A 20,923-nucleotide genomic window follows, 5' to 3' on the forward strand; every position below is an offset into this window, starting at 1 on the left:
CGGTCAGGCGAGGGGATCGTCGGCGGCCACGTGCTCGTTGCAGTTATCAGGCGGCCGCGGAAGTTTGTAGAGCTTGCATCCACGATGCAACTTTCGGTACCAATACCGCAATAGCTGAGGAGCCGAGGGCGATGGATCAGGACGAAAATCTAGTTTTTTTTAGCTACACTACTTTGGACCGTGATCGAGTTTCGGAAGTGGCCGACGCTCTTGCCGCATCGGGTGTTCAAGTTTGGATGGACTATAAGCGGATACGAGGCGGCCAAGACTGGAATTTTGAAATAAGGAAAGCTCTTGATCGAGCGGCGATAATCGTCGTTTTTGTTTCAAAAAACTCGGTCAATAAGGTCGGATATGTACAACGTGAAATCCGACTAGCCCTATTGAAGGCCGAAGAGAAGCTCGAGGGCGATATATACCTGATACCAGTGTTATTAGACGATGATGCGGCCGTCCCAACCCAGCTCAAAGATATTCACTATATCAAGCATTCAGCAGAAGATTTTTTCTTGAGCCTGTCCGCCTCCATCAATGATCAACTTGAGAAAATTGGGGTCGAGGTCAATAAGGCTCAAAGTGACTCCGAGATAGCGTGGACGGGTCGGCAGTTCAAAGAAAGCAAAGATGGGATTCCTGGGTATGAAGTAGAAATGAAGTTGTATCGCTTCAGTTCCGAAAAATATCCTCATATCTCGGAAATTGGCGACTATCTGAAGGGGGAGCTTATTGAGCATCTATTTTCAATGCGCAAAGATTTAATCAATCCAAGATCGGATTTTTTTAATTTTGGACAAGAAAAGTATAGTCGAATGAATACGCTTGATATTCAAACTCAGGGGCCGAAAATTAATGGAAGGATAATGTCAATCTCATATTCTATACACAGCTACTACGCTGGCGCGGCGCATCCAATCATGGGTTTCGCAACATACAATTTTTTCATCGAGCCTTTGTTTCTGATAGACGGGCTGAGATCAATATTCGATGAAGATGAGAGTGCGTTTGCTGTTATTCAAGCCGAGGCTCGACGTCAACTAATGGCCTGGCGGGTGGATTGGTCAGACAGTGATGAAAACGGGGCTGAGGACGGGACTAAAGGATTGGACGAAGATACCGTGAACCGAGGGACGGAAAGCTGGGACGACTTTTCCGCTTTCGTATTTAGTGAAACTTCAATCGAAGTGGCGTTCAGTCCCTACCAAGTTGCAGCCTACGCATTCGGTCCACAGTTCGTGGAAATCAACTACGAGCTGGTGCGGAAATTTATGACGAGAGAAATGCGCTCTGCTTTGGACCTCTCATCGTATTTCAAAGAGTAGGCCAACCGCCAATATGGCTTGCATCCTGGCCGGGAGAGGACTTGCGGCGAGCCGAGACGTGTACGAGGGGCGCAGTGGTTCGTCTTGATTTATGACATTAGCGTATGGTTCTTTTTCGCGTTTTGCAGAACCCGCGGGTTCGCTGTGACCAGTTCAAGCCCGCACGTGGCAAAGTCGCCATCGTCCGACACCAGAACATAGCCACTTCGTGCGCAATGCTCCCTAATGACTATGTCTGAGAAATCTAAATACCCCTGAGAAGCTTCGCTTAGGAAGGTACTTACGGAGCAATTTACAGTAACAGCGTTTTCAAATGTACAATCGCGCAAAATGTCAAGACAGCTGTCCCTGACAACCTTCATGTACTCTTGGAACTCTTGAGATTTTCGTCGTCTCTTGTAGTGGCGTTTGGCGTCTATATCATTATATGCAATATCATATTGAATTTTGTGAGACCTATTGAAGTATTCTGACAATATATAATCATTTGTAATTAGAGTGTTGTTGCTTTTTAGCACCGACCAAAAGTAATTGCTATAATGGACGTAGTGATCCCTAGGGTCGTTTCCATCGATGGCAATCCAAACATTTGTATCAAAAAGAATTTTACGGCCTTTGAAGCTGCAATCATTCGACGCGTCAAAGATTTTTGTCATTATGTCTGCCCGTATTTTCTTCCAATATACGTTCTATTTTTTCTTTGTCTGAAAAGTATAGTTTCGCACGGTCAACCACCATCTTCAGTCGAGAAAGGTGCCAAGGTTCATATTCAATCGGTGGCCCTAAACGTTCCCGAATGCGGGATTCTGGAAACTCGCCATAGAGCTGGCCGACCGCAGCATTCAAAAAGGCAGTTGTCATACGTGTCACGCCAGAAAATGAAAGAATCACCCGGTCGCCTGAGCTTACGGACCGGCGCACTACGTCATACACTCTTTGACCATCGGACGCTGAAACGCATATTCCGCCCCCGACAATTGCCGAAATGGGAATTATTGTCTCTTTCATGCTAGTCACCATATATTTCGAGGGTCCTGAGCGGCCTTCAGATCATACCGATTTTTATCTGACGTCATGATATCTAATACCACAGCTGTCCCCGGGAACCTGTGCCGCAGTCTTTTCTTGGACACTTCACTGCCGTTTTGCATCCAGAAACCACTGCTGGAGCATACCGTCAGTGTTCCGCGATTAACTTCCACAAAATCGCGAATTAGGCGCAGCCCTAAACCGCCAGGGATGTCGCCGTGGCGTGAAGTGTTGTTCGGCTGCATAGCCCAATCTATAGCATCTTCTGATGACAAGATAGTTAACCCAGCGGCTCGAAGAGACCCGTCAATTCCTCGTCCACCGTCAGAGATGGAAAACGACAATCGCTCATTTCGGGGGAAGAACTGTCCCGCTACCGTCACTCTTATTTTCGAGCTGGAATGAAGGGAACTGTTCGCAAACAGCTCATCAATGCCCTCGTAAAACTTAGCTTTGAGTTGCGGCGTCATTGCCGGCATTTCGCGTCTTGCCATGTGCCTGCGTGTGTAATTTGCAAACTCTACTTCCTGGTGAAGCTCAAACCTTGTGACCGGCATGGTCGTGTGGTTGGTGTCGGGAGCTTTGTCCTTGAGTAGTCCGTTTTTCTTTAAGATCGTACGAACACTATCTCGCAGGTTGGCTAGTTGCAGACGATTGCCCTTTGCAACGCAGTGCAGTGCAATAGTCTGGAATGGTGCCGATAGGTGAGCGTCGAGCCACGAAAGGGTGGCGCAGTCAATGCATAAATGCTCGCCTTCGAACGCCGAAAGGGCCTGATGGAGGCTGGCAAGAGCTTGGAATCCGCTCATATTTGTGCGCAGCTCGCGAGCTCCGATCGGTACGTGAATTGGCGTCATAAAAACCTATTGTTGTACATGGTCAATCTTGCCCAGTCATCTGAACCGGCAGTCATTCACGATTCGCCTGACAGGGCAACAACGATAACGCGGAGCCTGGCCACTGCGTGCTCAACCAGCCAAGCGACGTGGCACTGCGGCGTTCAGCAGCTCGCTTTGATATGAAATCAGTATGATTATACGAGCTCAGTCTAAGGCGGTTATGGTTCCCCCGGTCTTTTCGAAGCGTTGCGTCATCATGTCAGACACAACCGTTAGCCTGTCGCCATTCAGCGACCATTTAGTACTTTTGCTCGTCATGTCTTCGTTGGACTTGCTAACCCAGCGGAATGCGACTGTGTCGCCATCGATACGGCAATCATAGCTGTTCCCGGACGCGCTCCGAAGACGTACCCAACCAGATTCCAATTCAGTCACAGTAGGTGCAGAACTGAGAAAGAAATAGGTCATCCCACCTGCCACGCACATCTCGGCTTTAGACCAAGCTGCAGGTTGTGCCAGCGCAGGTGAGGCCGTTGAGATGAGTAATAGACCTGCAATCATTGTTCGCATTTGATCCCCCGGGTAGTGCCAGCGGAAACTTGCAGACGCACGCGGTCGCCTCTTCACACCAGCAGCTTGTCTCCCTAACCGCTCGGCCACGCTAGCTTGCCAGAACGGCCGCTAGCAATACGCTCTACAAAAACAACGTCCCATGGCTGCCCCGCGAAGCGCGCTGTCGGCGCCCTAGGCGGCAAAGCGGGGCATCAGCGCCGCGTCGCTAGGTTCCACAATTCACAGAGCGCGTATCGAGGCAAGAGCGGAGATCGTCGGCGGCGTTCAGCTTCGCCCTCTTACTGCTGCCGGGCCGGGCGACTTCATTGAGGGCATAACCTTCACCGCATATTTGAGAGACGAGCCAGTAACCGTTATCACCGAGAGCGCGGCGGGTGCGGCGCAATTCGTCGGCGGCATTGATCTGCCTTTCGCTGATCGGGTCAGCCCGTTTGCCGCCATCGACCGGCTCTCTACAATAGTCGATTGCAGAGGCACCTTTTCCACCCATCTGCTCCCATAAGGCCCTGAATTTGGAAGCGGCGGCAACCTGTGCAGCATCAATCCGGCCACGCGAGGCGAGCATCGTGATGGCGCTTTCCCGGGTGTTGACGACGGCGTTGATCTGCCTGGGGTTTGTGACGTCACCAGAATGCCCGCCGGCTATAATACGGATTGTCCACGGTGACGGCGCGCACGGTGCGGTGTGGATGGGTGGTGGGCCTTCTTTTCGAGGGCGCGGGCATGCCGCAAAGAATGTCACGGCGGGGCTGGTGCATGTTCATGTCTTTACGGCGGGCTCCATGTGCCATTTATGTGCCATGGAGCTGCCGTCACCATATGGGAGCCGTTGTAATTATTGGGAAATTCGTTGCAGCTTGCGCAATACCAAATCCGCTATCGCAGGGGAGCGGGGCTGTCCGTAAGTTATTGTTTTTCTTTAGGAAAAGTTTGGCTGGGGAACCTGGATTCGAACCAGGACTAACGGAGTCAGAGTCCGTGGGTCTACCGTTAACCTATTCCCCAAAACTGCGTGAGCGATCGTGCCGCCCAGCCGGTGAAGCGGGCTTATAAACAAAAGATCGGCGGATGCAAATAGATTTTGGGAAAAAATGTCCTTTTGCCCCCGCAAATTCCGCAGGCGTGCGATCCATGGGATGATGCCGGAATTTAGGCATTCGGGCGTGGCGCAAAAAGAATTTGGCGAAAGCGGACTGCGCTGGTAAAGTCTGGCCAACGAAAATCAAGAGAGCGCCTTGAGCGGTTATCGTTCCGCGCGGCGCAATGGACAGACACGTGAGAGACCCCGACAGCGGCGAGCAGCCGCCCGTTTCCGGGGCGTCGGCAGCAGGCCGCAACGAGGGGCAGACACTGTCCCGTTCCGGCAAAGGCAAGCGCAGACGGGGAAAACCGTCGCGCATGGCCTCTGCGAATGCCAGTTCTTCCGGCAATTCCGGAGAAACAGGGCGTCCCGAAGTGAAAGATGCGACCGGGGAACCGGTGCGTAAACGCAAGCGCAGGCGCCGCTCCAAGTCCGGGCAGATGCAGCAGGCGGCTGCCGTGGGCGCGGCGCGTGATGCCGCCTCCGCGAAGCACGCTGCGGCCCCTGGCCCCGATCATTCCGGTCGAAAGCGCAGCAAGAAACACCGGCAACGCCGCAGCCTGCAGGGGCGTCCGCTTGCGACTGGCGAGAAGGCGCGGCCGGTTGCCGACGCTGCAGCCAGACCGCAGCCGCATAACCCGGCGTCCGTCGTGCGGGCGGAGGAGCGGCCGGCATTTTCCCAAAAAGGGCACGAGGATCGCTTTGGCAACGGCCAGGCCTTTACGCACGGCCTTGATTCGGCGTCGCCGCTCTATGCAGCGCTCGATCTCGGCACCAACAATTGCCGCCTTTTGATCGCGCAGCCGACGCGTCCCGGCCAGTTCCGCGTCGTCGATGCCTTCTCACGCATCGTGCGGCTCGGCGAGGGGCTCGGCGCCTCCGGCCGCCTGTCTGAGGATGCCATGGATCGCTCGATCGAGGCGCTGAAGGTCTGTGCCGGCAAGTTGAAGTCCCGCGAGATCCGCAAGACCCGGCTCATCGCCACCGAGGCCACCCGCGCTGCCGAAAACGGCGAGGCTTTTCTCGAGCGGGTGTTTGCAGAAACCGGACTGGAACTCGAGATCATCACGCGCGAGACCGAGGCGCGGCTTGCCGTGTCCGGCTGCTCGTCGCTGGTCGGGCGCGAGACGAAATCGGTGGTGCTGTTCGATATCGGCGGTGGCTCGTCGGAAATCGCCGTGATCAAGATCGGCGAGAACCGCTCCAGCCGGCTTGCCAACCACATCACCCATTGGACATCGCTGCCGGTCGGCGTGGTGACCTTGTCGGAGCGGCATGGCGGCCAGCATGTCACGCCGGAAAGTTTCGAGACCATGGTCGTCGAAGTTCAGGGCATGCTCGCCAAGTTCGACTGCCCGGAAATCCACACGCTCGACAATCCCGGTGACGAAAACGGCTTCCACCTGATCGGCACCTCGGGAACGGTGACGACGCTTGCCGGCGTCCATCTCGATTTGCCGCGTTATGACCGCCGCAAGGTGGATGGATTGTGGCTGTCCGACGACGAGGTTTCGGCGATGCAGGCGCGGCTTCTGTCATGGGATTTCACCGCGCGAGCGGCCAATCCCTGCATCGGGCCGGATCGCGCCGATCTGGTGCTCGCCGGCTGTGCCATTCTCGAAGCCATTCGCCGCCGCTGGCCCTCGGAGCGCATGCGCGTTGCCGACCGGGGCCTGCGCGAAGGCCTGCTCACCGACATGATGGCTGATGACGGCGTCTGGCGGCGCGGCCGCGCCCGCCGGCATGCGCGCGGCCCGCACGGTTCCCACGAAGGAAATACGCAATGACTAAACCCCCGATCGGCGGAAACCGCACCGGGCGCAAGCTTGGCCAGAAGGTCAAGAAGGGTAAGCTGAAGGCGTCCTCGCGGCGCTGGATCGAGCGGCATATCAACGATCCCTATGTCCAGCGCGCCCAACTCGAGGGCTATCGCGCCCGCGCGGCGTTCAAGCTCCTGGAGATCGATGAGAAGCACAAGATCCTGACTGGCGCGCGCCGTATCATCGATCTGGGGGCCGCACCCGGCAGCTGGTCGCAGATCGCCGCCAACGTCACGCGTTCGACCGACGCCGAGCCGAAAGTGGTCGCCATCGACTTTCTGGCGATGGATCCACTGCCCGGCGTCCACATCTTCGAGCTTGATTTTCTTGATCCGACGGCACCGGACAAGATCATGGATGCCCTGGGCGGTACGCCGGACCTTGTTCTCTCTGACATGGCTGCGCCGACAACGGGCCACCGCCAGACGGATCATATCCGCACCATGCACCTCTGTGAAGTCGCGGCCTATTTCGCGATCGACGTCCTCGGTGAAGGCGGGCATTTTCTGGCAAAGACCTTTCAGGGCGGCGCCGAGCGTGAGCTTCTCAATCTCCTGAAGCAGAATTTCAAGCAGGTGATCCATGTAAAGCCTGCTTCGTCGCGAGCCGAATCGGTTGAAATGTTCCTGCTTGCCAAGGGCTTCAAGGGGCGCAAGCCGGGCGCGGTCTCGCTACGGGAAGCGGAAACGGCAATCGACGAGACGACTATCGTCGACGACAGGGATACGATCGAGGCGGAGTAGAGCGTGCTTCTGTATGTAACTATCGGCACCAACGACCTCGCCCGTGCGCAGCTCTTCTATGACGCAGCGCTTGCTCCACTCGGCCTGAAGCGCCGCAAGCAGGACGATGTCGAGATCGGCTATGGGGCCGAAGACGATACGCGCTGCCGGCTGTGGGTTGTCACGCCCCATGACCGGAATGCCGCGACGATCGGCAATGGTTCGATGGTGGCGCTCGACGCGCAGAGCCGGGCGGACGTGGATGCCTTCTACAAGGCAGCGCTAGCCCATGGCGGCACGGATGAGGGCGCGCCGGGCCTAAGACCCTTCCATTCGCATTTTTACGCGGCCTATGTCCGCGATCCCGACGGCAACAAGCTCTCCGCCGTCTGCGAACGGCCGGAATGAACAGCCACCAAGCTATTTGACGGCGATGGTCTCCGCTTCCAGCTCCTGGTGCCTCCGGTGACCGGAGACCGAGGCGCCCGCCGTCTTCGACATGCCGATCAGCGGGACGATGGCCGACAGCGTGATCACCGAGATCAGCATGAAGGCGATCTGGAAATCCTTCAGTTCCAGCTTCGATCCCGTCAGCGTCGTCTCGATTTCGAGGATCGCGCCTGCGACGGCAACGCCAAAGGCAAGGCTCATCTGCTGCAACACCGCGCTCATCGCGGTCGCCTTGCTGGCATCCGAATCCGGGATGTCGGCGAAGGAAAGCGCGTTGACGCTGGTGAAGAAGAATGAGCGGGCAAAGCCGGCGAGCAGTAGGATGAACGCCATCACCAGATAGGGCGTTGCCGGGGTGAAGAGGCCGTTGACGAAGGTCAGTGCCGCGCCGGTGACGCAGGCGAAGATCAGCGTCGTGCGGAAGCCTGCGAAGATCAGCACGCGCTTGGCGAAGAATTTGGTCGTCAGCGCGCCGACGGCACCGACGAAGGTGATCATGCCGGACTGGAACGGCGTCAAGCCGAAGCCGACCTGCAGCATCAGGGGCATCAGGAAGGGCACCGCGCCGACCGAAATGCGAAACAGCGTGCCGCTGGTGGCGGCAGCGCGAAAAGCACTGTCTTTGAAGAGATTGAGATCTAGCAGCGGCGCCGGATGCCGCCGTGCATGGCGGACATAGAGAAACCCGCAGGTGATGCCGATGACAACGGCGGCAGCACCGATCTGCGGCGGCAGCGCCGGCAGACTGATCACCGACAGGCCGAACATCGTGCCCGAAGCGGCAATGGCGCTGAGAAAAAAGCCCTTGATGTCGATCGGCGGCGGCGCGGCGCTGTTGATCTCCGGCAGATAGATGCCGGACAGAATGTAGCCGACGATGCCGACGGGCACGTTGATGAGAAAAATCCAGTGCCAGGAGAAATAGGTGGTGATGAACCCGCCGAGCGGCGGCCCGGCCAAGGGCCCGACCAGCGCCGGAATGGTGAGCAGCGCCATGGCGCCGACCAATTCGCTGCGTTGCGTCGAGCGCACCAGCACGAGGCGCGCCACCGGGGTCATCATCGCGCCGCCCATGCCCTGCAGGAAACGGGCGAGGACGAAGGTGAGCAGGCTATTGGCAAAGGCGCAGAAGATCGAACCCAGGATGAAGACGAGGATGGCGGCGCGAAACACTCGTTTGGCGCCGAACCGGTCGGCCATCCAGCCGCTCAGGGGAATGAAGATCGCCAGCGATACCATATAGGAGGTCAGCGCCAGCTTCAGCGTGATCGGCCCGACGCCGAGGTCATGGGCGATCGCCGGCAGCGAGGTCGCAATGACGGTGGAGTCCATCTGCTCCATGAACAGAGCGACGGCGAGGATCATCGGAACGAGGCGGTTCATGCGGGCGGCCTTGCGCGGTACGGCTGAGCGATCGGTACATAGGCTCTTTCAGGCGAAAATCCCGTTGCCGCGCTCAACTTGCGATCACATCCGTGTGAGGCCGTCGCACTTCTTCTGTCAAGACCTTAGATGTTGCCTTGCCGGATGGAGGCTGCGGCACTCCAATCCGGTAAACGAGGGAGAACAATCATGACGACATCTATTTCCTTGAGCCGCCGCTCTTTGTTCGGCGCGGCGGCGGCGGGCGCATTGGCAACGCCTTTCGTGATGAACAGGGCCGCCTTTGCCCAGAGCGAACCGAAAGCAGACGGAATGACATCACCGGCAGGCAAGACCAACTCCTTTAAGATCGGCACCTTCAACGTCACCGTTATCAGCGACGGGATCCGCATCGGAGAGAAACCGGAGGAAACCTTCGGCACCAATCAGACGCCGGAAGCGGTCGGCGAACTGCTGAAGGCGAATTTTCTGCCGACCGACAAGTTCGTCAACGGCTTCTCGCCGACCCTGATCGACACGGGGTCGGACGTCGTCCTGTTCGATACCGGCCTCGGCGAGGGCGGTCGGCAGGCAGGTGCAGGACGTCTTCTGGAAGGGATTTCCGCTGCCGGCTATACGCCGGATCAGGTCGGTGTTGTCGTTATCACCCATATGCATGGCGACCATATCGGCGGACTGATGGAGGGCGGCGCGCCGACCTTCAGGAACGCTCGCTATGTCGCGGGTCAGACGGAGTTCGATTTCTGGAAGGACGAGGCTCGTGTCGGAACGCCGGCGGAAGGCGGCCATAAGGGCGTCTTGAAGAATGTCGCGCCGTTGGCGGAAAAGACGACGTTCATTGGTGACGGCGCGGACGTGGTTCCGGGCATTACCGCCATGGCTGCCTTCGGTCATTCGCCAGGGCATATGATCTTCAAGATCGAATCGGAAGGCCAGGGTCTGGTGCTTACGGCAGATACCGCCAACCATTTCGTGCTGTCGCTGCAGCGGCCGGACTGGGAAGTGAAATTCGACATGGACAAGGCGCAGGCGGCCGCCGCGCGCAAAAAGGTCTTCGACATGGTGGCGACCGACCGGCTGCCCTTCGTCGGTTACCACATGCCGTTCCCCGCGGTCGGTTTCATCGAAAGGATCGACCAGGGGTATCGCTTCGTGCCGGAGACCTATCAGTTCGAAATCTGATCCGCTGCCGATCGTGCATTGCACGAGAATCTTGGCAGGCCCGGCGTTTTCGCCGGGCCTTTGCACTTTCCATCCCGTCATATCCGTGTTACGAGCCCTCGCCAACTTCCAAGAAACTCTTGCAAGTCTTTCCGGACCGTTTCCCAAGACCGTCCGCGGAGCGTTTCATCTATTGAAGGGATTGGCCATGGCTCGCATCATTGAAACGGCAACCGGTCTGGAGGCTCTGACCTTCGACGACGTGCTCCTTCAACCGGGACATTCCGAGGTTATGCCGGGGCAGACCAACATCGCCACCCGCATCGCCCAGGACATCGATCTCAACCTTCCGATCCTGTCCTCCGCCATGGATACCGTCACCGAAGGCCGTCTGGCGATCGCCATGGCGCAGGCCGGCGGCATCGGCGTCATTCACCGCAATCTGACGCCGGTCGAGCAGGCCGAGCAGGTTCGCCAGGTCAAGAAGTTCGAAAGCGGCATGGTCGTCAACCCGGTGACGATCGGCCCCGACGCCACGCTTGCCGATGCGCTGGCCCTGATGAAGATGTACTCGATCTCCGGCATCCCGGTCGTCGAAAACGCAAGTGGCGGCAAGCCCGGCCGTCTCGTTGGCATCCTCACCAACCGCGACGTCCGCTTCGCGTCGGATCCGACGCAGAAGATCTATGAACTGATGACCCGGGAAAACCTGATCACGGTCAAGGAGAACGTCGACCAGCAGGAGGCCAAGCGCCTGCTTCATACGCATCGCATCGAAAAGCTGCTCGTCGTCGACGGCGGCGGACGCTGCGTCGGCCTGATCACGGTGAAGGACATCGAGAAATCGCAACTCAACCCGAACGCCTCCAAGGACGCGCAGGGCCGCCTGCGCGCCGCCGCCGCCATCAGCGTCGGTGACGACGGCGTCGAACGGGCCGAACGGCTGATCGAGGCTGGCGTCGACCTGATCGTCGTCGACACCGCGCATGGCCATTCCCAGCGTGTTCTCGATGCCGTGACCAAGGTCAAGAAGATGTCGAACTCGGTTCGCATCATGGCCGGCAACGTCGCCACCGCCGACGGCACAAAGGCGCTCATCGATGCCGGAGCGGATGCGGTCAAGGTCGGTATCGGCCCGGGCTCGATCTGCACCACCCGCATCGTCGCCGGTGTCGGCGTGCCGCAACTCGCGGCCATCATGGCAGCGGTCGAAGCGGCCCAGGCGTCCGATATTCCGGTCATTGCCGATGGCGGCATCAAGTTCTCCGGCGATCTGGCCAAGGCCATCGCCGCCGGCGCCTCCGCCTGCATGATCGGCTCGTTGCTTGCCGGTACGGACGAAAGCCCGGGCGAGGTGTTCCTGTATCAGGGGCGCTCGTTCAAGGCCTATCGCGGCATGGGCTCCGTCGGTGCCATGGCGCGCGGCTCGGCCGACCGCTATTTCCAAGCGGAAGTGCGCGACACGCTGAAGCTGGTGCCGGAAGGCATCGAAGGCCAGGTACCCTACAAGGGGCCGGTTTCCGGCGTCCTGCATCAGCTCGCCGGCGGTCTCAAGGCGTCGATGGGCTATGTCGGCGGCAAGACGATCAAGGACTTCCAGGAACGCGCCACCTTCGTCCGCATCTCCGGCGCGGGCCTGCGTGAAAGCCATGCCCACGACGTGACGATCACCCGCGAAAGCCCGAACTATCCCGGCGCTGCCTGAGGGCAGCCTGAAGCGGCAAGACGTTGGAAAGCGGCGGAGATGTCTTCGCCGCTTTTTCTTTGACAATCAGGACTCAAGCATTTGCCGGAGTGCCTTGGTGCCATAATGATGCCCCTTGATCTCGTAGCCGGCGACGGGAACCATCGGGGCAAACATCAGAATGATGAGGCAGAAGGTCATGCCGACACCGGTGGCCGCGCAGACGACGGCGAGGGCGACGATCGCCGCCGTTCCGGCCATCAGCAGGAGATAGAAGCTCTCCATTCTGCGCAGCAGATAGACATAGAACGCGAAGATCAGCGCGACATAGGCAAAGACGGGAACGGCAACCGTGAGCACCGTGGCAACGGCGCCGATATGCGCCTTGTGCTCGATATAATAGGCGGCGACATGCAGTCCCGCGCCCGTCGCGGCGATGGCTGCGAAGATCAGCATGTGGCCATAGCCCCACACGAAAGACCTCTGCCGGTGATGATGAAGCACCTGCCCGGACGGCAGAAGAAAGTATAACCACCACATGCCGAAGGTCAGGCCGGTGCCGGCAACGCAGATGAGGATCGCGTCGAGGCTCCAGCCCTGCGCCTCGACGATGGCCGAGATCGACGCGACCGTGCCGACGACGCCTTCGCCAAGCGCGATAATCGCCAGCAGGCCGTAGCGCTCGGCTATATGATGCGCATGCCATGGCGTTCCGCCGGCCTTGCGCTCGGCGAGCACTGGACCCGTCAACTCGACCAGAACGAGCGCGGCGGTGCACGTCATCGTCGGAAGCACCGGCATGTTGATGAAGATCAGGGCGATCCAGCCGATCTGAGCCACGAAAATCGTCGATGCATAGGCGAAGCAGGCTGCGCGCCCCTCCGGATATTGCCGGGCGGCGCGCAGCCATTGGAAGATCATCGCGACGCGCATGACGACATAGCCAAGCACCATGATGCCGTTGTCGACATATGTTCCATGATCGAGCGAGGCGAACAAGCGCGGCAGGCTGACGGCGAGGATGAGCACGCCCACCATCTGCACCATGGTCGTTACCCGATAGATCCAGTCGTCCGTGTCGAACGCAGAGGCGAACCAGGAAAAATTCACCCAGGCCCAACAGGTGGCGAACATCGCGAAGCTGAAGCCCAGAAGCCCGGCGGCGTAGTGCCCCTCGGCAAGCAGATGGGCAAGTTGCGATGCGGCCAGCCCAAAGGCGATGACGAAGGTCAGGTCGAACAGAAGCTCCAGCGGCGTTGCGGCCCGATGATGCTCGTGCGGATCGCGCCCGCTCATCAAGGACAGGTGATGGGTGGGCAACGGGCTGGCGGGCGTATGCTGTTCGGACATTCGACGCTTTCTGTTGTGACCTCGGCAGGCCGTGGTTTCGAACATTCGTCATTCGCGAAATAGGTGTCAAGCAAGGCGCTCGAGGTGAAAGCGATCGTTCCTGTTCTGGACTTCATGCCGTCTCGCTATACATATCGATGGCTCGATTCGACGGAGTGTTCATGCCCACATCGACTGCAATCTTCTGGCCGGTCATCGCACAGGTCGCGCTGGTCCACGCCGTCTATTTTCTCATGCTGAAGCGTCGTAACCGTGCCGTTCGCGCCGGTCTTGCCAAGGCGCAAGACTACTGGGTGCCGGCGATCGAGCCGGCGCCAAGCGCAACAGCCGCCCGCAGCCTGATCAACCAGTTCGAGCTGCCGGTCCTTTTCTTCCTCGTCTGCATCCTGTTTTATCTGACCTCCGGCGTGAACCATTTAGTGCTTGCCGTTGCCTGGCTGTTTGTCCTCAGCCGCTTTGCCCATGCCTACGTGCATGTGACGTCGAACCGCCTGAAGCTGCGCCAGCGTTTCTTTGTTGTCGGCTTCGTCCTCAATTTCGTGCTGTGGGTGCTGTTTGCGGCGCGTATCGCCGGCGTCTGAGGTGCTTGGTGCTGTCACATTCTGTTGCATTGCGTGCACCCGGAAGCTGCACTATCATCGGTTTCCGCGGCCGTAGCGGCACGCCATCCTTACGCCCAAGTCTTTGAATTTAATTGAACAACGCCCCTCGCAACGCCTTTCCGCATTACCAAAACGTAATCTGCCTGCGTGGAACCTTATAGCCATCCGGCCGTTTTCGCCTCGCACTTGCAGCATCTGAAGGAAAGCATCCCGTGAGCACCATACCAACAGAGAAAACCGTGCTGGTATTTCAGGGCGGTGGTGCTCTCGGCGCCTATCAGGCCGGGGCCTACGAGGCACTGCACGAAGCTGGGATCCGACCCGATTGGCTTGCCGGCATCTCCATCGGCTCAATCAATTCGGCGATCATCGCCGGAAGCCCGATAAACCGCCGCATCGACAATCTGCGCACCTTCTGGCATCGCGTTTCCTCCGGTCTTCCCGGCCATTTTCTTGGAAATGGTGATGTGATGCGGAAGTGGTTCAATGAAACCTCCGCCTTTCTCGGCTCGCTGACCGGCGTCCCCGGCTTCTTCAAGCCGCGCGTCTTCAAACCCTGGAACATTCCGGGCGATCCGATGGCGGCCATCAGCCTCTACGACACCGCGCCGCTTGAGGAAACGCTTGCCGATCTCGTCGATTTCGACCTGATCAATTCCGGCGCCATTCGCCTCAGCCTCGGTGCCGTCGATGTGGTGAGCGGCAACTTCAACTATTTCGACAACAACCACTGCGCCTTTTCAGTCAAGCATGTGGCCGCCTCAGGCGCGCTGCCGCCGGGCTTCGCACCGGTCGAGATCGACGGCCGCTACTATTGGGACGGCGGCATCGTTTCCAACACTCCCCTGCAGCGGGTTCTCTCCGGGCCTGAACTGGAAAGCGATCTCTGCATCTTCCAGGTCGACCTGTTCAGCGCGAGGGGTCGGTTGCCGAGGGATCTTTTCGATGTCCAGGCACGGGAAAAGGAAATCCGTTTTTCCAGCCGCACGCGGCTGAACACCGACCAGTTCCGCAAGCTCCAGGGCATCCGCATGGCTGCCAAGCGGCTGATGGAAAAGCTGCCGGAAGAACTGAAGGACGATCCCGATGCGCGGCTTCTGGAAAAGATCGGCAATGATTGCGCGGTTACCATGGTGCATCTGATCTATCGCCATGCTGACTACGAAGGCCAATCCAAGGACTACGAGTTCTCCCGTGTTTCTGTGGAGGAACACTGGAAGGCCGGGCACGACGATGTGGTCCGGACACTCAATCATCCGGATTGGCAGAGCCGCACCCGCCCAACCAACGGGATTCGCGTCTTCGACCTTTGTGAAAAACATCGAGGCGAGAAAAAATCATGAAGATCGAAGATGTGGTCCGCAATGCCTTCGCGATGCCGCTGACCAGCCCGTCCTATCCGCCGGGGCCTTACCGCTTCGTCAATCGCGAATACATGATCATTACCTACCGCACCGATCCGGAGGCTCTGCGCCGTGTCGTGCCGGAGCCGCTGCAGTTCGATGAACCGCTGGTGAAATACGAGTTCATCCGCATGCCGGATTCGACGGGCTTCGGCGACTACACCGAATCCGGCCAGGTCATTCCGGTGAGTTTCAACGGCGCGCATGGCGGCTATGTCCACTCCATGTACCTCAACGACGACGCGCCGATCGCCGGCGGACGCGAGATCTGGGGTTTTCCGAAGAAGCTCGCGGAACCCTCGCTGGCATCGGTGAAGGATGCACTGGTCGGCACCCTCGACTATGGCGGCCACCGGGTGGCGACGGCGACGATGGGCTTCAAGCACCGCACTCTCGACAAGGCGAAAGTTCTTGAGACGCTGAAGCAGCCGAACTTCATGCTGAAGATCATTCCGCATGTCGATTGTACGCCGCGCATCTGCGAGCTTGTTCGTTACTACCTAGAGGATCTGACCGTGAAGGGCGCCTGGGAAGGGCCGGGCGCCCTGGCGCTGTTTCCGCATGCGCTGGCGCCGGTTGCCGACCTGCCGGTGCTCGAAGTCAAGTCTGCCGTCCATATCCTCTCCGACCTGACGCTGGGTCTCGGCGAAGTGGTCCATGATTATCTTGCAAAATAGGGAGTTAAGTCCATGAAACTCAAGGACAAGGTCTGCATAGTCACCGGCTCTGCCAGCGGCATCGGCCTGGCGATCGCCAAAAAATACGTGTCGGAAGGCGCTAAGGTCGTTATCGCCGACCTGAAGCTCGAGGCGGCGGAAGCGACAGCCAAGGACCTGACGGCTGCCGGCCCCGGCGAGGCGATCGGCCTTGCCATGGACGTGACCAGCGAGGAAGCCGTCAATTCAGGCGTCGCCGCCGTCGTCGAGAAATGGGGCAGGGTGGATGTGCTTGTCTCCAATGCCGGCATCCAGATCGTCAACAAGATCGAGGACTACGCGTTTTCGGACTGGAAGAAGATGCTGGCTATCCATCTCGACGGCGCCTTTCTGACCACCAAGGCCTGCATCCCGCACATGAAGGCCCAGAAGGGCGGTGCGATCATCTATATGGGCTCGGTCCATTCGCACGAGGCCTCGCCGTTGAAATCGGCCTATGTCACCGCCAAGCACGGCTTGCTCGGCCTTGCCCGCGTGGTCGCCAAGGAGGGCGGACCGGACGGGGTGCGCGCCAACGTCATCTGCCCCGGCTTCGTCAAGACGCCGCTCGTCGAGAAGCAGATTCCGGAACAGTCGAAGGCGCTGGGCATTTCCGAAGAGGAAGTCGTCAAGAAGATGATGCTCGGCGGCACCGTCGACACGCAATTCACCACGGTCGAGGATGTCGCGGAAGTGGCGCTACTCTTCGCCGGCTTCGAGACCAATGCCCTCACTGGCCAGTCGCTCGTCGTCAGCCACGGCTGGTACATGCAATAAATTCTATTTCGATCCGGCCGTAAACTATCACGGCCGGATCACGTTTGCGTCAAGTTAACGGGCGAACCGTTGCCTCCGGCGATCGGTGCCGCAATTCTGTTGTCATGGTTCTGGAATGTTCAGGACGTGCAGCATTTGGCGACATCCCGTTGAAACCCGCCCGCCGCCGATCGACCGAGGGGCGGTAGCCCCGGAGGAAAACCATGGAAAAGCCCGTTATTACCCAGGCGATGATCAACGCCTATGACGAATACACCCATCTGACGCTCGACCGCCGCTCCTTCATGCAGAAGCTGACGATGTTGACCGGATCGGCGGCGAGTGCTGCGGCCATCGCCCCCTTGCTTGCCGCCAACAGCGCCCAGGCGGAAATGGTACCCGAAGCCGATTCCCGGCTGAAGGCAGAGGACATCACCTATCCCGGCACCGGCGGCGATATGAAGGGCTATCTCGTGCGCCCGGCCGATGCATCCGGCAAACTGCCGGCCGTCATCGTCATCCATGAGAACCGCGGCCTCAATCCACATATCCGCGACGTCGCCCGTCGCATGGCGCTGGAGGGTTTCGTGGCGCTGGCACCGGATTTCCTCTCGCCCGCCGGCGGTACGCCCTCGGACGAGGACAAGGCGCGCGAAATGATCGGCGCTCTGGATGGCAAGCAGACGGTCGACAATGCGGCTGCGACCGTGACCTTTCTTGAAGGCAACGACGCGACGACCGGCAAAGTAGGTGCGATCGGCTTTTGCTGGGGCGGCGGTCTGGTCAACAAGCTGGCCGTCGCATCGCCGGATCTGAAAGCCGGCGTCGCCTATTACGGCGCCCAGCCGCCGGCCGAGGATGTGCCCAAGATCAAGGCGGCGCTGCTCCTGCAATATGCTGGCCTCGACGAACGCATCAATGCCGGTATCGACGCCTACAAGAAGGCTCTGACCGATAACGGCAAGGATTTCACTATCCATGTCTATGAGGGGGTCAATCACGCCTTCAACAACGACACCTCCGCTGCCCGCTATGACAAGAAGGCGGCCGATCTCGCCTGGGGCCGGACGGTGGAGTTTTTGAAGGCGAAGCTGGCTTAGGAATTGGCCAGCAATGGCGCCGCGGCCTCCGAGGCGACCCTTCGCCAAGGCCTGCCGGCTGCGGTTGGCGTTCCGAAAGAGGGCCGGCCGTCTCTTGCCTGCGCCGTTCGCAAGCCCAAGCAAGGCAATTAAGGTTACTGCCTGCATGCGATGATTGACCCAAAAATGGTCAGCTTCGCCATCTTTGGTGACACTTCGGATTGGAGTATAGAGTTTGGGTCGACCCGTTGGGGGGCGGCTAAATGACCAACGCATATTGCATCAGACTTTTACGGCCGCGTTTTTTGGCCGGGTATCGATATTGGGGAATACAAAAAGGCCGCGCTTCCAAGGGAGTACGGCCTTTTTGTTTTAGCGCCTCGTGTTGGCTTACCAGCCCGGCAGCATATGGCTCTGGCGCAGCCGCGGGTAGCGCGGGAAGTTCTTCATGTCGCCATCGAGGTCGTCGGTCGCTGTCGTCGGCGTGATGTTGTCGAGACAGGCGGTGATGTGATTGGTGATGGCATTCGACAGCGACGGCGACAGGCCGGGCCGCTTCATGATGCCGATCTGCACCGGCGCGAGCGCCGGGAAACCGTCGGCCTGGGTCAGCACCTTCATGCCGGTGCGCAGCGCCGATTCCGGCAGCACTGAAACGGCCATGCCGGCGAGCACCGCCGCCGCGACGACGGTCGACGACCAGCTGGTGAACAGGATGTTGTATTCCTTGCCAGTCGCGTCCAGCGCCGAGCAGGCCGCCTGCCGCCACAGGCAGTCGCGCTTGCCGACGGCGAGCGGCACGGGCGCGTTCTCCGGCAGCGGGTGGTTGATCGAGCTCACCCAGCAGAGCGGTTCGGTCCGGACCACGTCCGAGGCGCGGGCACGCGGATTGTGCGTGACCAGCGCAATGTCGAGATCCCCCTTGGCCATCTTCTCGGCGAGGTCCACCGAGGGCTCGCAGACGATATAGAGCTCGACGTTCGGATGCGTCTTGGCAAAACGGACGATGATCTCCGGCATATAGCGGTCGGCGTAGTCGTCGGGTGTGCCGATCCGCAGCGTGCCTTCCAGCCGGTTGTCGTCGAAGGAGGCGATCGCCTCGTTGTTAAGACGGATCATCCGCCGCGCGAAGTTCAAGAGGCGGTCGCCCTCCGTCGTCAGCCGGTTGCCGCGGCCGTCCTTCGCAAAGAGCTGCTTACCAATCCGTTCCTCCAGCCGGCGCATCTGCATCGAGACGGCTGACTGGGTCTTAAAGACACGGTCGGCCGCCTTGGTGAAGCTGCCGGTATCCGCGATGGCAACAAACGTCTGAAGCTGGTCGATATCGAGTGGTGCGGACATGGCCCAAGTTCCCAAAAGGTTACTCATAAAATTGTTTGATGAATATCATTAGAAACATTCGTTGGACTGATCAATAAGGATTTGCGAATTTGGTCCTGCAAATCACATCAACCGCCGCTCCGGTCCGCATTTGGCGGCGCCGGATCATCATCAAGTTTCGACCCGCCCCCGCGCCGACCTCCCTGCGGGGGAGGGTCGCTTCGTGCCTGCAAAAAGGAGCAGTATCATGCGCACGACCGATCACACTCTCGATCTCACCCTAACCGGGAAGCTGTCCGCGACGTCCCGCCAGACGGGGCTGACGGGCGTGCTGACATCGGTTTGGCGTCGTCTGCGAAACCGAAAAGCGATCGGCAGCCTGCACGACCTCGATGATCATCAGTTGCTCGACATCGGGCTTTGCCGCGAAGAAGTGCGCGAGGCACTGACCTCGTCGTTTTTCGATGATCCCGGTCGCCACCTGACGCAGGCGTCGCGCAACCGGACGAACACGTTCTACAGGAATGCGCGGCTCGATTGATGATCGCATTCGCTGCGGCACGTTCCTGAGCGACGGGTCAGGAATTTCGCAGCAGTTCAAAGTTTTGTTGCGCGCCTCAAACGTTGAAAGACGTTCCGCGCAACAGGGACGCGCAGCCGCCTCTGTGCGTTACCGTTCCCCGCAGGGTTAGAGCCAATTGCCCTGCTGCTTGCCCGGTGCGTGGTCCCCAAGACCAGCGCCGGGCTTTTTCGTTTCTGGGGATTAAGTGTCACGGGTAGTGGCCTGGGATGGCGTTGTCCCGTCAGGCGGTGGTGTTCTTCCGATACGTCTCAAACAGCCCGTCGATGTTCTTCTGATATTCCTTCTGTGCTTCCAGTCCGCTGTCGAACATGCTGTTGAACATATCGGTGAAGGGCGCCATGGGGCTCTTGTCCGTAGGCTTCTCTTCCGGGGTCGGCGCTACCGTCGCACTACCGCTCATCATGTCCTGAAAAGCCTTGATGAAGGGATTGGCGGCAAACACGTCGGGGGCGGATTGCTGTTTTTCTTCCGGTTTGCCGATGCCGAAAAAGCCCTGCATCGCCTGCGTGAAGGGGTTGTCGAAGGGATTGGGAGCCGGTTGCGGTTTCTTGATAAATCCGGAGGCTTCCAGCCAAGGCTTCATCATGGCTTCCATCGGCGTGTTGGCAAAGGGGTTCTGCATGCCGCCCATCTGGCCTGAGGCCTGCTTGAACAGCCCGCCCATGATCGCGCTCGCCATCACCGGCAGCATCTGCTTGTAGATTTCCTGGCCGACGCCGGTCATCTGGGCCGCTTGCGCGGAGACCGCCTGCAACATCTCCTTGGAGCCGAAAAGCTGGTCGAGAACGCTGTTGCCGTCGGCCATGCCCTGCGGCGTGAAGGCCTTGCTCATGTCCTCGAAATACTGCGCGTAGTTGCCGCTCGACATGGCGGTCAGCAAGGCGCCGAAATCATAGGGGTTGGCGGCGTTGCGTTTGAGCGCGGTGGAGAAGGCCGGCATCAGTGCGGCGGTCGCCTTGGCCATCTGTTCCTGGGCAAGGCCGAATTGCTTGGCCATCACGTCCATGGCATTGCCGTTCTGCGCCTGCATCATCATGTCAAAAAGCGGAATCATCTCCAGTCCTCTCCTGCGGG

At 59.2% G+C, this 20,923-nt stretch carries 18 protein-coding genes, 1 tRNA gene and 1 pseudogene; 12 read left to right on the forward strand and 8 right to left on the reverse strand.

The annotated features are described in order from the left end of the window. Nucleotides 1-131: 131 nt before the first annotated feature. A complete protein-coding gene (locus WI754_RS09385) occupies nucleotides 132-1,319 on the forward strand; it encodes a TIR domain-containing protein (protein ID WP_349437418.1) in 1,188 nt (395 codons plus the stop codon). Nucleotides 1,320-1,958: 639 nt separating this feature from the next. On the opposite strand, the gene WI754_RS09390 is transcribed toward WI754_RS09385, so the two are convergent. The 4 genes and pseudogenes from WI754_RS09390 to WI754_RS09405 form a co-directional block, all read right to left on the reverse strand. Then, complete coding sequence (locus WI754_RS09390) at nucleotides 1,959-2,327, reverse strand: STAS-like domain-containing protein (RefSeq protein ID WP_349437419.1); 369 nt, start codon at nucleotides 2,325-2,327, stop codon at nucleotides 1,959-1,961. A gap of 5 nt (nucleotides 2,328-2,332) precedes the next feature. Then, nucleotides 2,333-3,157, reverse strand: coding sequence for an ATP-binding protein (locus tag WI754_RS09395; protein WP_349437420.1), 825 nt, complete (start codon nucleotides 3,155-3,157; stop codon nucleotides 2,333-2,335). Nucleotides 3,158-3,951: 794 nt separating this feature from the next. Further along, nucleotides 3,952-4,485, reverse strand: a pseudogene (locus WI754_RS09400) (hypothetical protein). A gap of 206 nt (nucleotides 4,486-4,691) precedes the next feature. Next, nucleotides 4,692-4,765 (reverse strand) — tRNA-Gln (locus WI754_RS09405). Nucleotides 4,766-5,035: 270 nt separating this feature from the next. On the opposite strand from WI754_RS09405, the gene WI754_RS09410 reads away from it, so the two are divergent. From WI754_RS09410 to WI754_RS09420, 3 genes are read left to right on the forward strand one after another with little or no spacing between them, the layout of a single operon-like run. After that, complete coding sequence (locus tag WI754_RS09410) at nucleotides 5,036-6,628, forward strand: Ppx/GppA phosphatase family protein (RefSeq protein ID WP_349437421.1); 1,593 nt, start codon at nucleotides 5,036-5,038, stop codon at nucleotides 6,626-6,628. Beyond that, nucleotides 6,625-7,404 (forward strand): RlmE family RNA methyltransferase, encoded by a 780-nt coding sequence (locus WI754_RS09415; RefSeq protein WP_349437422.1) that lies wholly within the window; start codon nucleotides 6,625-6,627, stop codon nucleotides 7,402-7,404. Before WI754_RS09410 ends, WI754_RS09415 begins: the two co-directional genes overlap by 4 nt. 3 nt (nucleotides 7,405-7,407) lie before the next feature. Then, nucleotides 7,408-7,791, forward strand: coding sequence for a VOC family protein (locus tag WI754_RS09420; protein WP_349437423.1), 384 nt, complete (start codon nucleotides 7,408-7,410; stop codon nucleotides 7,789-7,791). Between the two features lie 12 nt (nucleotides 7,792-7,803). On the opposite strand, the gene WI754_RS09425 is transcribed toward WI754_RS09420, so the two are convergent. After that, nucleotides 7,804-9,216 carry a DHA2 family efflux MFS transporter permease subunit gene (locus WI754_RS09425; RefSeq protein ID WP_349437424.1) on the reverse strand — a complete coding sequence of 471 codons (1,413 nt, stop codon included), beginning with the start codon at nucleotides 9,214-9,216 and terminating at the stop codon, nucleotides 7,804-7,806. A gap of 189 nt (nucleotides 9,217-9,405) precedes the next feature. On the opposite strand from WI754_RS09425, the gene WI754_RS09430 reads away from it, so the two are divergent. Together WI754_RS09430 and guaB are read left to right on the forward strand one after the other, a co-directional pair. Next, entirely contained in the window at nucleotides 9,406-10,398 is a 993-nt protein-coding gene (locus WI754_RS09430; protein WP_349437425.1) for an MBL fold metallo-hydrolase, read from the forward strand. A gap of 187 nt (nucleotides 10,399-10,585) precedes the next feature. Beyond that, nucleotides 10,586-12,082: an IMP dehydrogenase gene (gene guaB / locus WI754_RS09435; protein WP_349437426.1), complete on the forward strand. Its 1,497-nt coding sequence runs from the start codon at nucleotides 10,586-10,588 to the stop codon at nucleotides 12,080-12,082. A gap of 66 nt (nucleotides 12,083-12,148) precedes the next feature. Here guaB and WI754_RS09440 read toward each other — a convergent pair whose 3' ends face one another. Next, nucleotides 12,149-13,411, reverse strand: a complete 1,263-nt coding sequence (locus tag WI754_RS09440; RefSeq protein WP_349437427.1) for a low temperature requirement protein A — start codon at nucleotides 13,409-13,411, stop codon at nucleotides 12,149-12,151. A gap of 161 nt (nucleotides 13,412-13,572) precedes the next feature. On the opposite strand from WI754_RS09440, the gene WI754_RS09445 reads away from it, so the two are divergent. The 5 genes from WI754_RS09445 to WI754_RS09465 all read left to right on the forward strand — a co-directional run bounded on the left by WI754_RS09445 (nucleotide 13,573) and on the right by WI754_RS09465 (nucleotide 17,967). Then, nucleotides 13,573-13,992 (forward strand): MAPEG family protein, encoded by a 420-nt coding sequence (locus WI754_RS09445; RefSeq protein WP_349437428.1) that lies wholly within the window; start codon nucleotides 13,573-13,575, stop codon nucleotides 13,990-13,992. A 233-nt stretch (nucleotides 13,993-14,225) separates the two neighbouring features. After that, nucleotides 14,226-15,356: a patatin-like phospholipase family protein gene (locus WI754_RS09450; protein ID WP_349437430.1), complete on the forward strand. Its 1,131-nt coding sequence runs from the start codon at nucleotides 14,226-14,228 to the stop codon at nucleotides 15,354-15,356. Further along, entirely contained in the window at nucleotides 15,353-16,093 is a 741-nt protein-coding gene (locus WI754_RS09455) for an acetoacetate decarboxylase (RefSeq protein ID WP_349437431.1), read from the forward strand. The genes WI754_RS09450 and WI754_RS09455 overlap by 4 nt, the downstream gene beginning before the upstream one ends. Nucleotides 16,094-16,105: 12 nt before the next feature. Further along, nucleotides 16,106-16,888 (forward strand): 3-hydroxybutyrate dehydrogenase, encoded by a 783-nt coding sequence (locus tag WI754_RS09460; protein WP_349437433.1) that lies wholly within the window; start codon nucleotides 16,106-16,108, stop codon nucleotides 16,886-16,888. Between the two features lie 203 nt (nucleotides 16,889-17,091). Then, nucleotides 17,092-17,967 (forward strand): dienelactone hydrolase family protein, encoded by an 876-nt coding sequence (locus WI754_RS09465; RefSeq protein ID WP_349437435.1) that lies wholly within the window; start codon nucleotides 17,092-17,094, stop codon nucleotides 17,965-17,967. A gap of 369 nt (nucleotides 17,968-18,336) precedes the next feature. Here the strand turns inward: WI754_RS09465 and WI754_RS09470 are convergent, their stop codons facing one another. Then, nucleotides 18,337-19,287: a LysR substrate-binding domain-containing protein gene (locus tag WI754_RS09470; RefSeq protein ID WP_349437437.1), complete on the reverse strand. Its 951-nt coding sequence runs from the start codon at nucleotides 19,285-19,287 to the stop codon at nucleotides 18,337-18,339. 226 nt (nucleotides 19,288-19,513) lie between these two features. Between WI754_RS09470 and WI754_RS09475 the strand changes: the two genes are divergently transcribed. Next, the gene (locus tag WI754_RS09475) at nucleotides 19,514-19,807 is read left to right on the forward strand and encodes a DUF1127 domain-containing protein (protein WP_349437439.1); all 294 of its coding nucleotides are present in this window, start codon (nucleotides 19,514-19,516) and stop codon (nucleotides 19,805-19,807) included. Nucleotides 19,808-20,069: 262 nt separating this feature from the next. Here WI754_RS09475 and WI754_RS09480 read toward each other — a convergent pair whose 3' ends face one another. Next, nucleotides 20,070-20,903 (reverse strand): DUF937 domain-containing protein, encoded by an 834-nt coding sequence (locus tag WI754_RS09480; RefSeq protein WP_349437440.1) that lies wholly within the window; start codon nucleotides 20,901-20,903, stop codon nucleotides 20,070-20,072. Between the last annotated feature and the right edge of the window lie 20 nt (nucleotides 20,904-20,923).

Source organism: Pararhizobium sp. A13 (genome assembly GCF_040126305.1).
Taxonomy (GTDB): domain Bacteria; phylum Pseudomonadota; class Alphaproteobacteria; order Rhizobiales; family Rhizobiaceae; genus Pararhizobium.

What these genes read in the sequence shown, in the direction of transcription:
- WI754_RS09385 (WP_349437418.1), top strand. Translation starts at nt 132, where the DNA reads ATGGATCAGGACGAAAATCTAGTTTTTTTTAGCTACACTACTTTGGAC.
- WI754_RS09390 (WP_349437419.1), bottom strand. Translation starts at nt 2,327, where the DNA reads ATGAAAGAGACAATAATTCCCATTTCGGCAATTGTCGGGGGCGGAATA.
- WI754_RS09395 (WP_349437420.1), bottom strand. Translation starts at nt 3,157, where the DNA reads ATGAGCGGATTCCAAGCTCTTGCCAGCCTCCATCAGGCCCTTTCGGCG.
- WI754_RS09415 (WP_349437422.1), top strand. Translation starts at nt 6,625, where the DNA reads ATGACTAAACCCCCGATCGGCGGAAACCGCACCGGGCGCAAGCTTGGC.
- WI754_RS09425 (WP_349437424.1), bottom strand. Translation starts at nt 9,216, where the DNA reads ATGAACCGCCTCGTTCCGATGATCCTCGCCGTCGCTCTGTTCATGGAG.
- WI754_RS09430 (WP_349437425.1), top strand. Translation starts at nt 9,406, where the DNA reads ATGACGACATCTATTTCCTTGAGCCGCCGCTCTTTGTTCGGCGCGGCG.
- guaB (WP_349437426.1), top strand. Translation starts at nt 10,586, where the DNA reads ATGGCTCGCATCATTGAAACGGCAACCGGTCTGGAGGCTCTGACCTTC.
- WI754_RS09440 (WP_349437427.1), bottom strand. Translation starts at nt 13,411, where the DNA reads ATGTCCGAACAGCATACGCCCGCCAGCCCGTTGCCCACCCATCACCTG.
- WI754_RS09445 (WP_349437428.1), top strand. Translation starts at nt 13,573, where the DNA reads ATGCCCACATCGACTGCAATCTTCTGGCCGGTCATCGCACAGGTCGCG.
- WI754_RS09455 (WP_349437431.1), top strand. Translation starts at nt 15,353, where the DNA reads ATGAAGATCGAAGATGTGGTCCGCAATGCCTTCGCGATGCCGCTGACC.
- WI754_RS09460 (WP_349437433.1), top strand. Translation starts at nt 16,106, where the DNA reads ATGAAACTCAAGGACAAGGTCTGCATAGTCACCGGCTCTGCCAGCGGC.
- WI754_RS09465 (WP_349437435.1), top strand. Translation starts at nt 17,092, where the DNA reads ATGGAAAAGCCCGTTATTACCCAGGCGATGATCAACGCCTATGACGAA.
- WI754_RS09470 (WP_349437437.1), bottom strand. Translation starts at nt 19,287, where the DNA reads ATGTCCGCACCACTCGATATCGACCAGCTTCAGACGTTTGTTGCCATC.
- WI754_RS09475 (WP_349437439.1), top strand. Translation starts at nt 19,514, where the DNA reads ATGCGCACGACCGATCACACTCTCGATCTCACCCTAACCGGGAAGCTG.
- WI754_RS09480 (WP_349437440.1), bottom strand. Translation starts at nt 20,903, where the DNA reads ATGATTCCGCTTTTTGACATGATGATGCAGGCGCAGAACGGCAATGCC.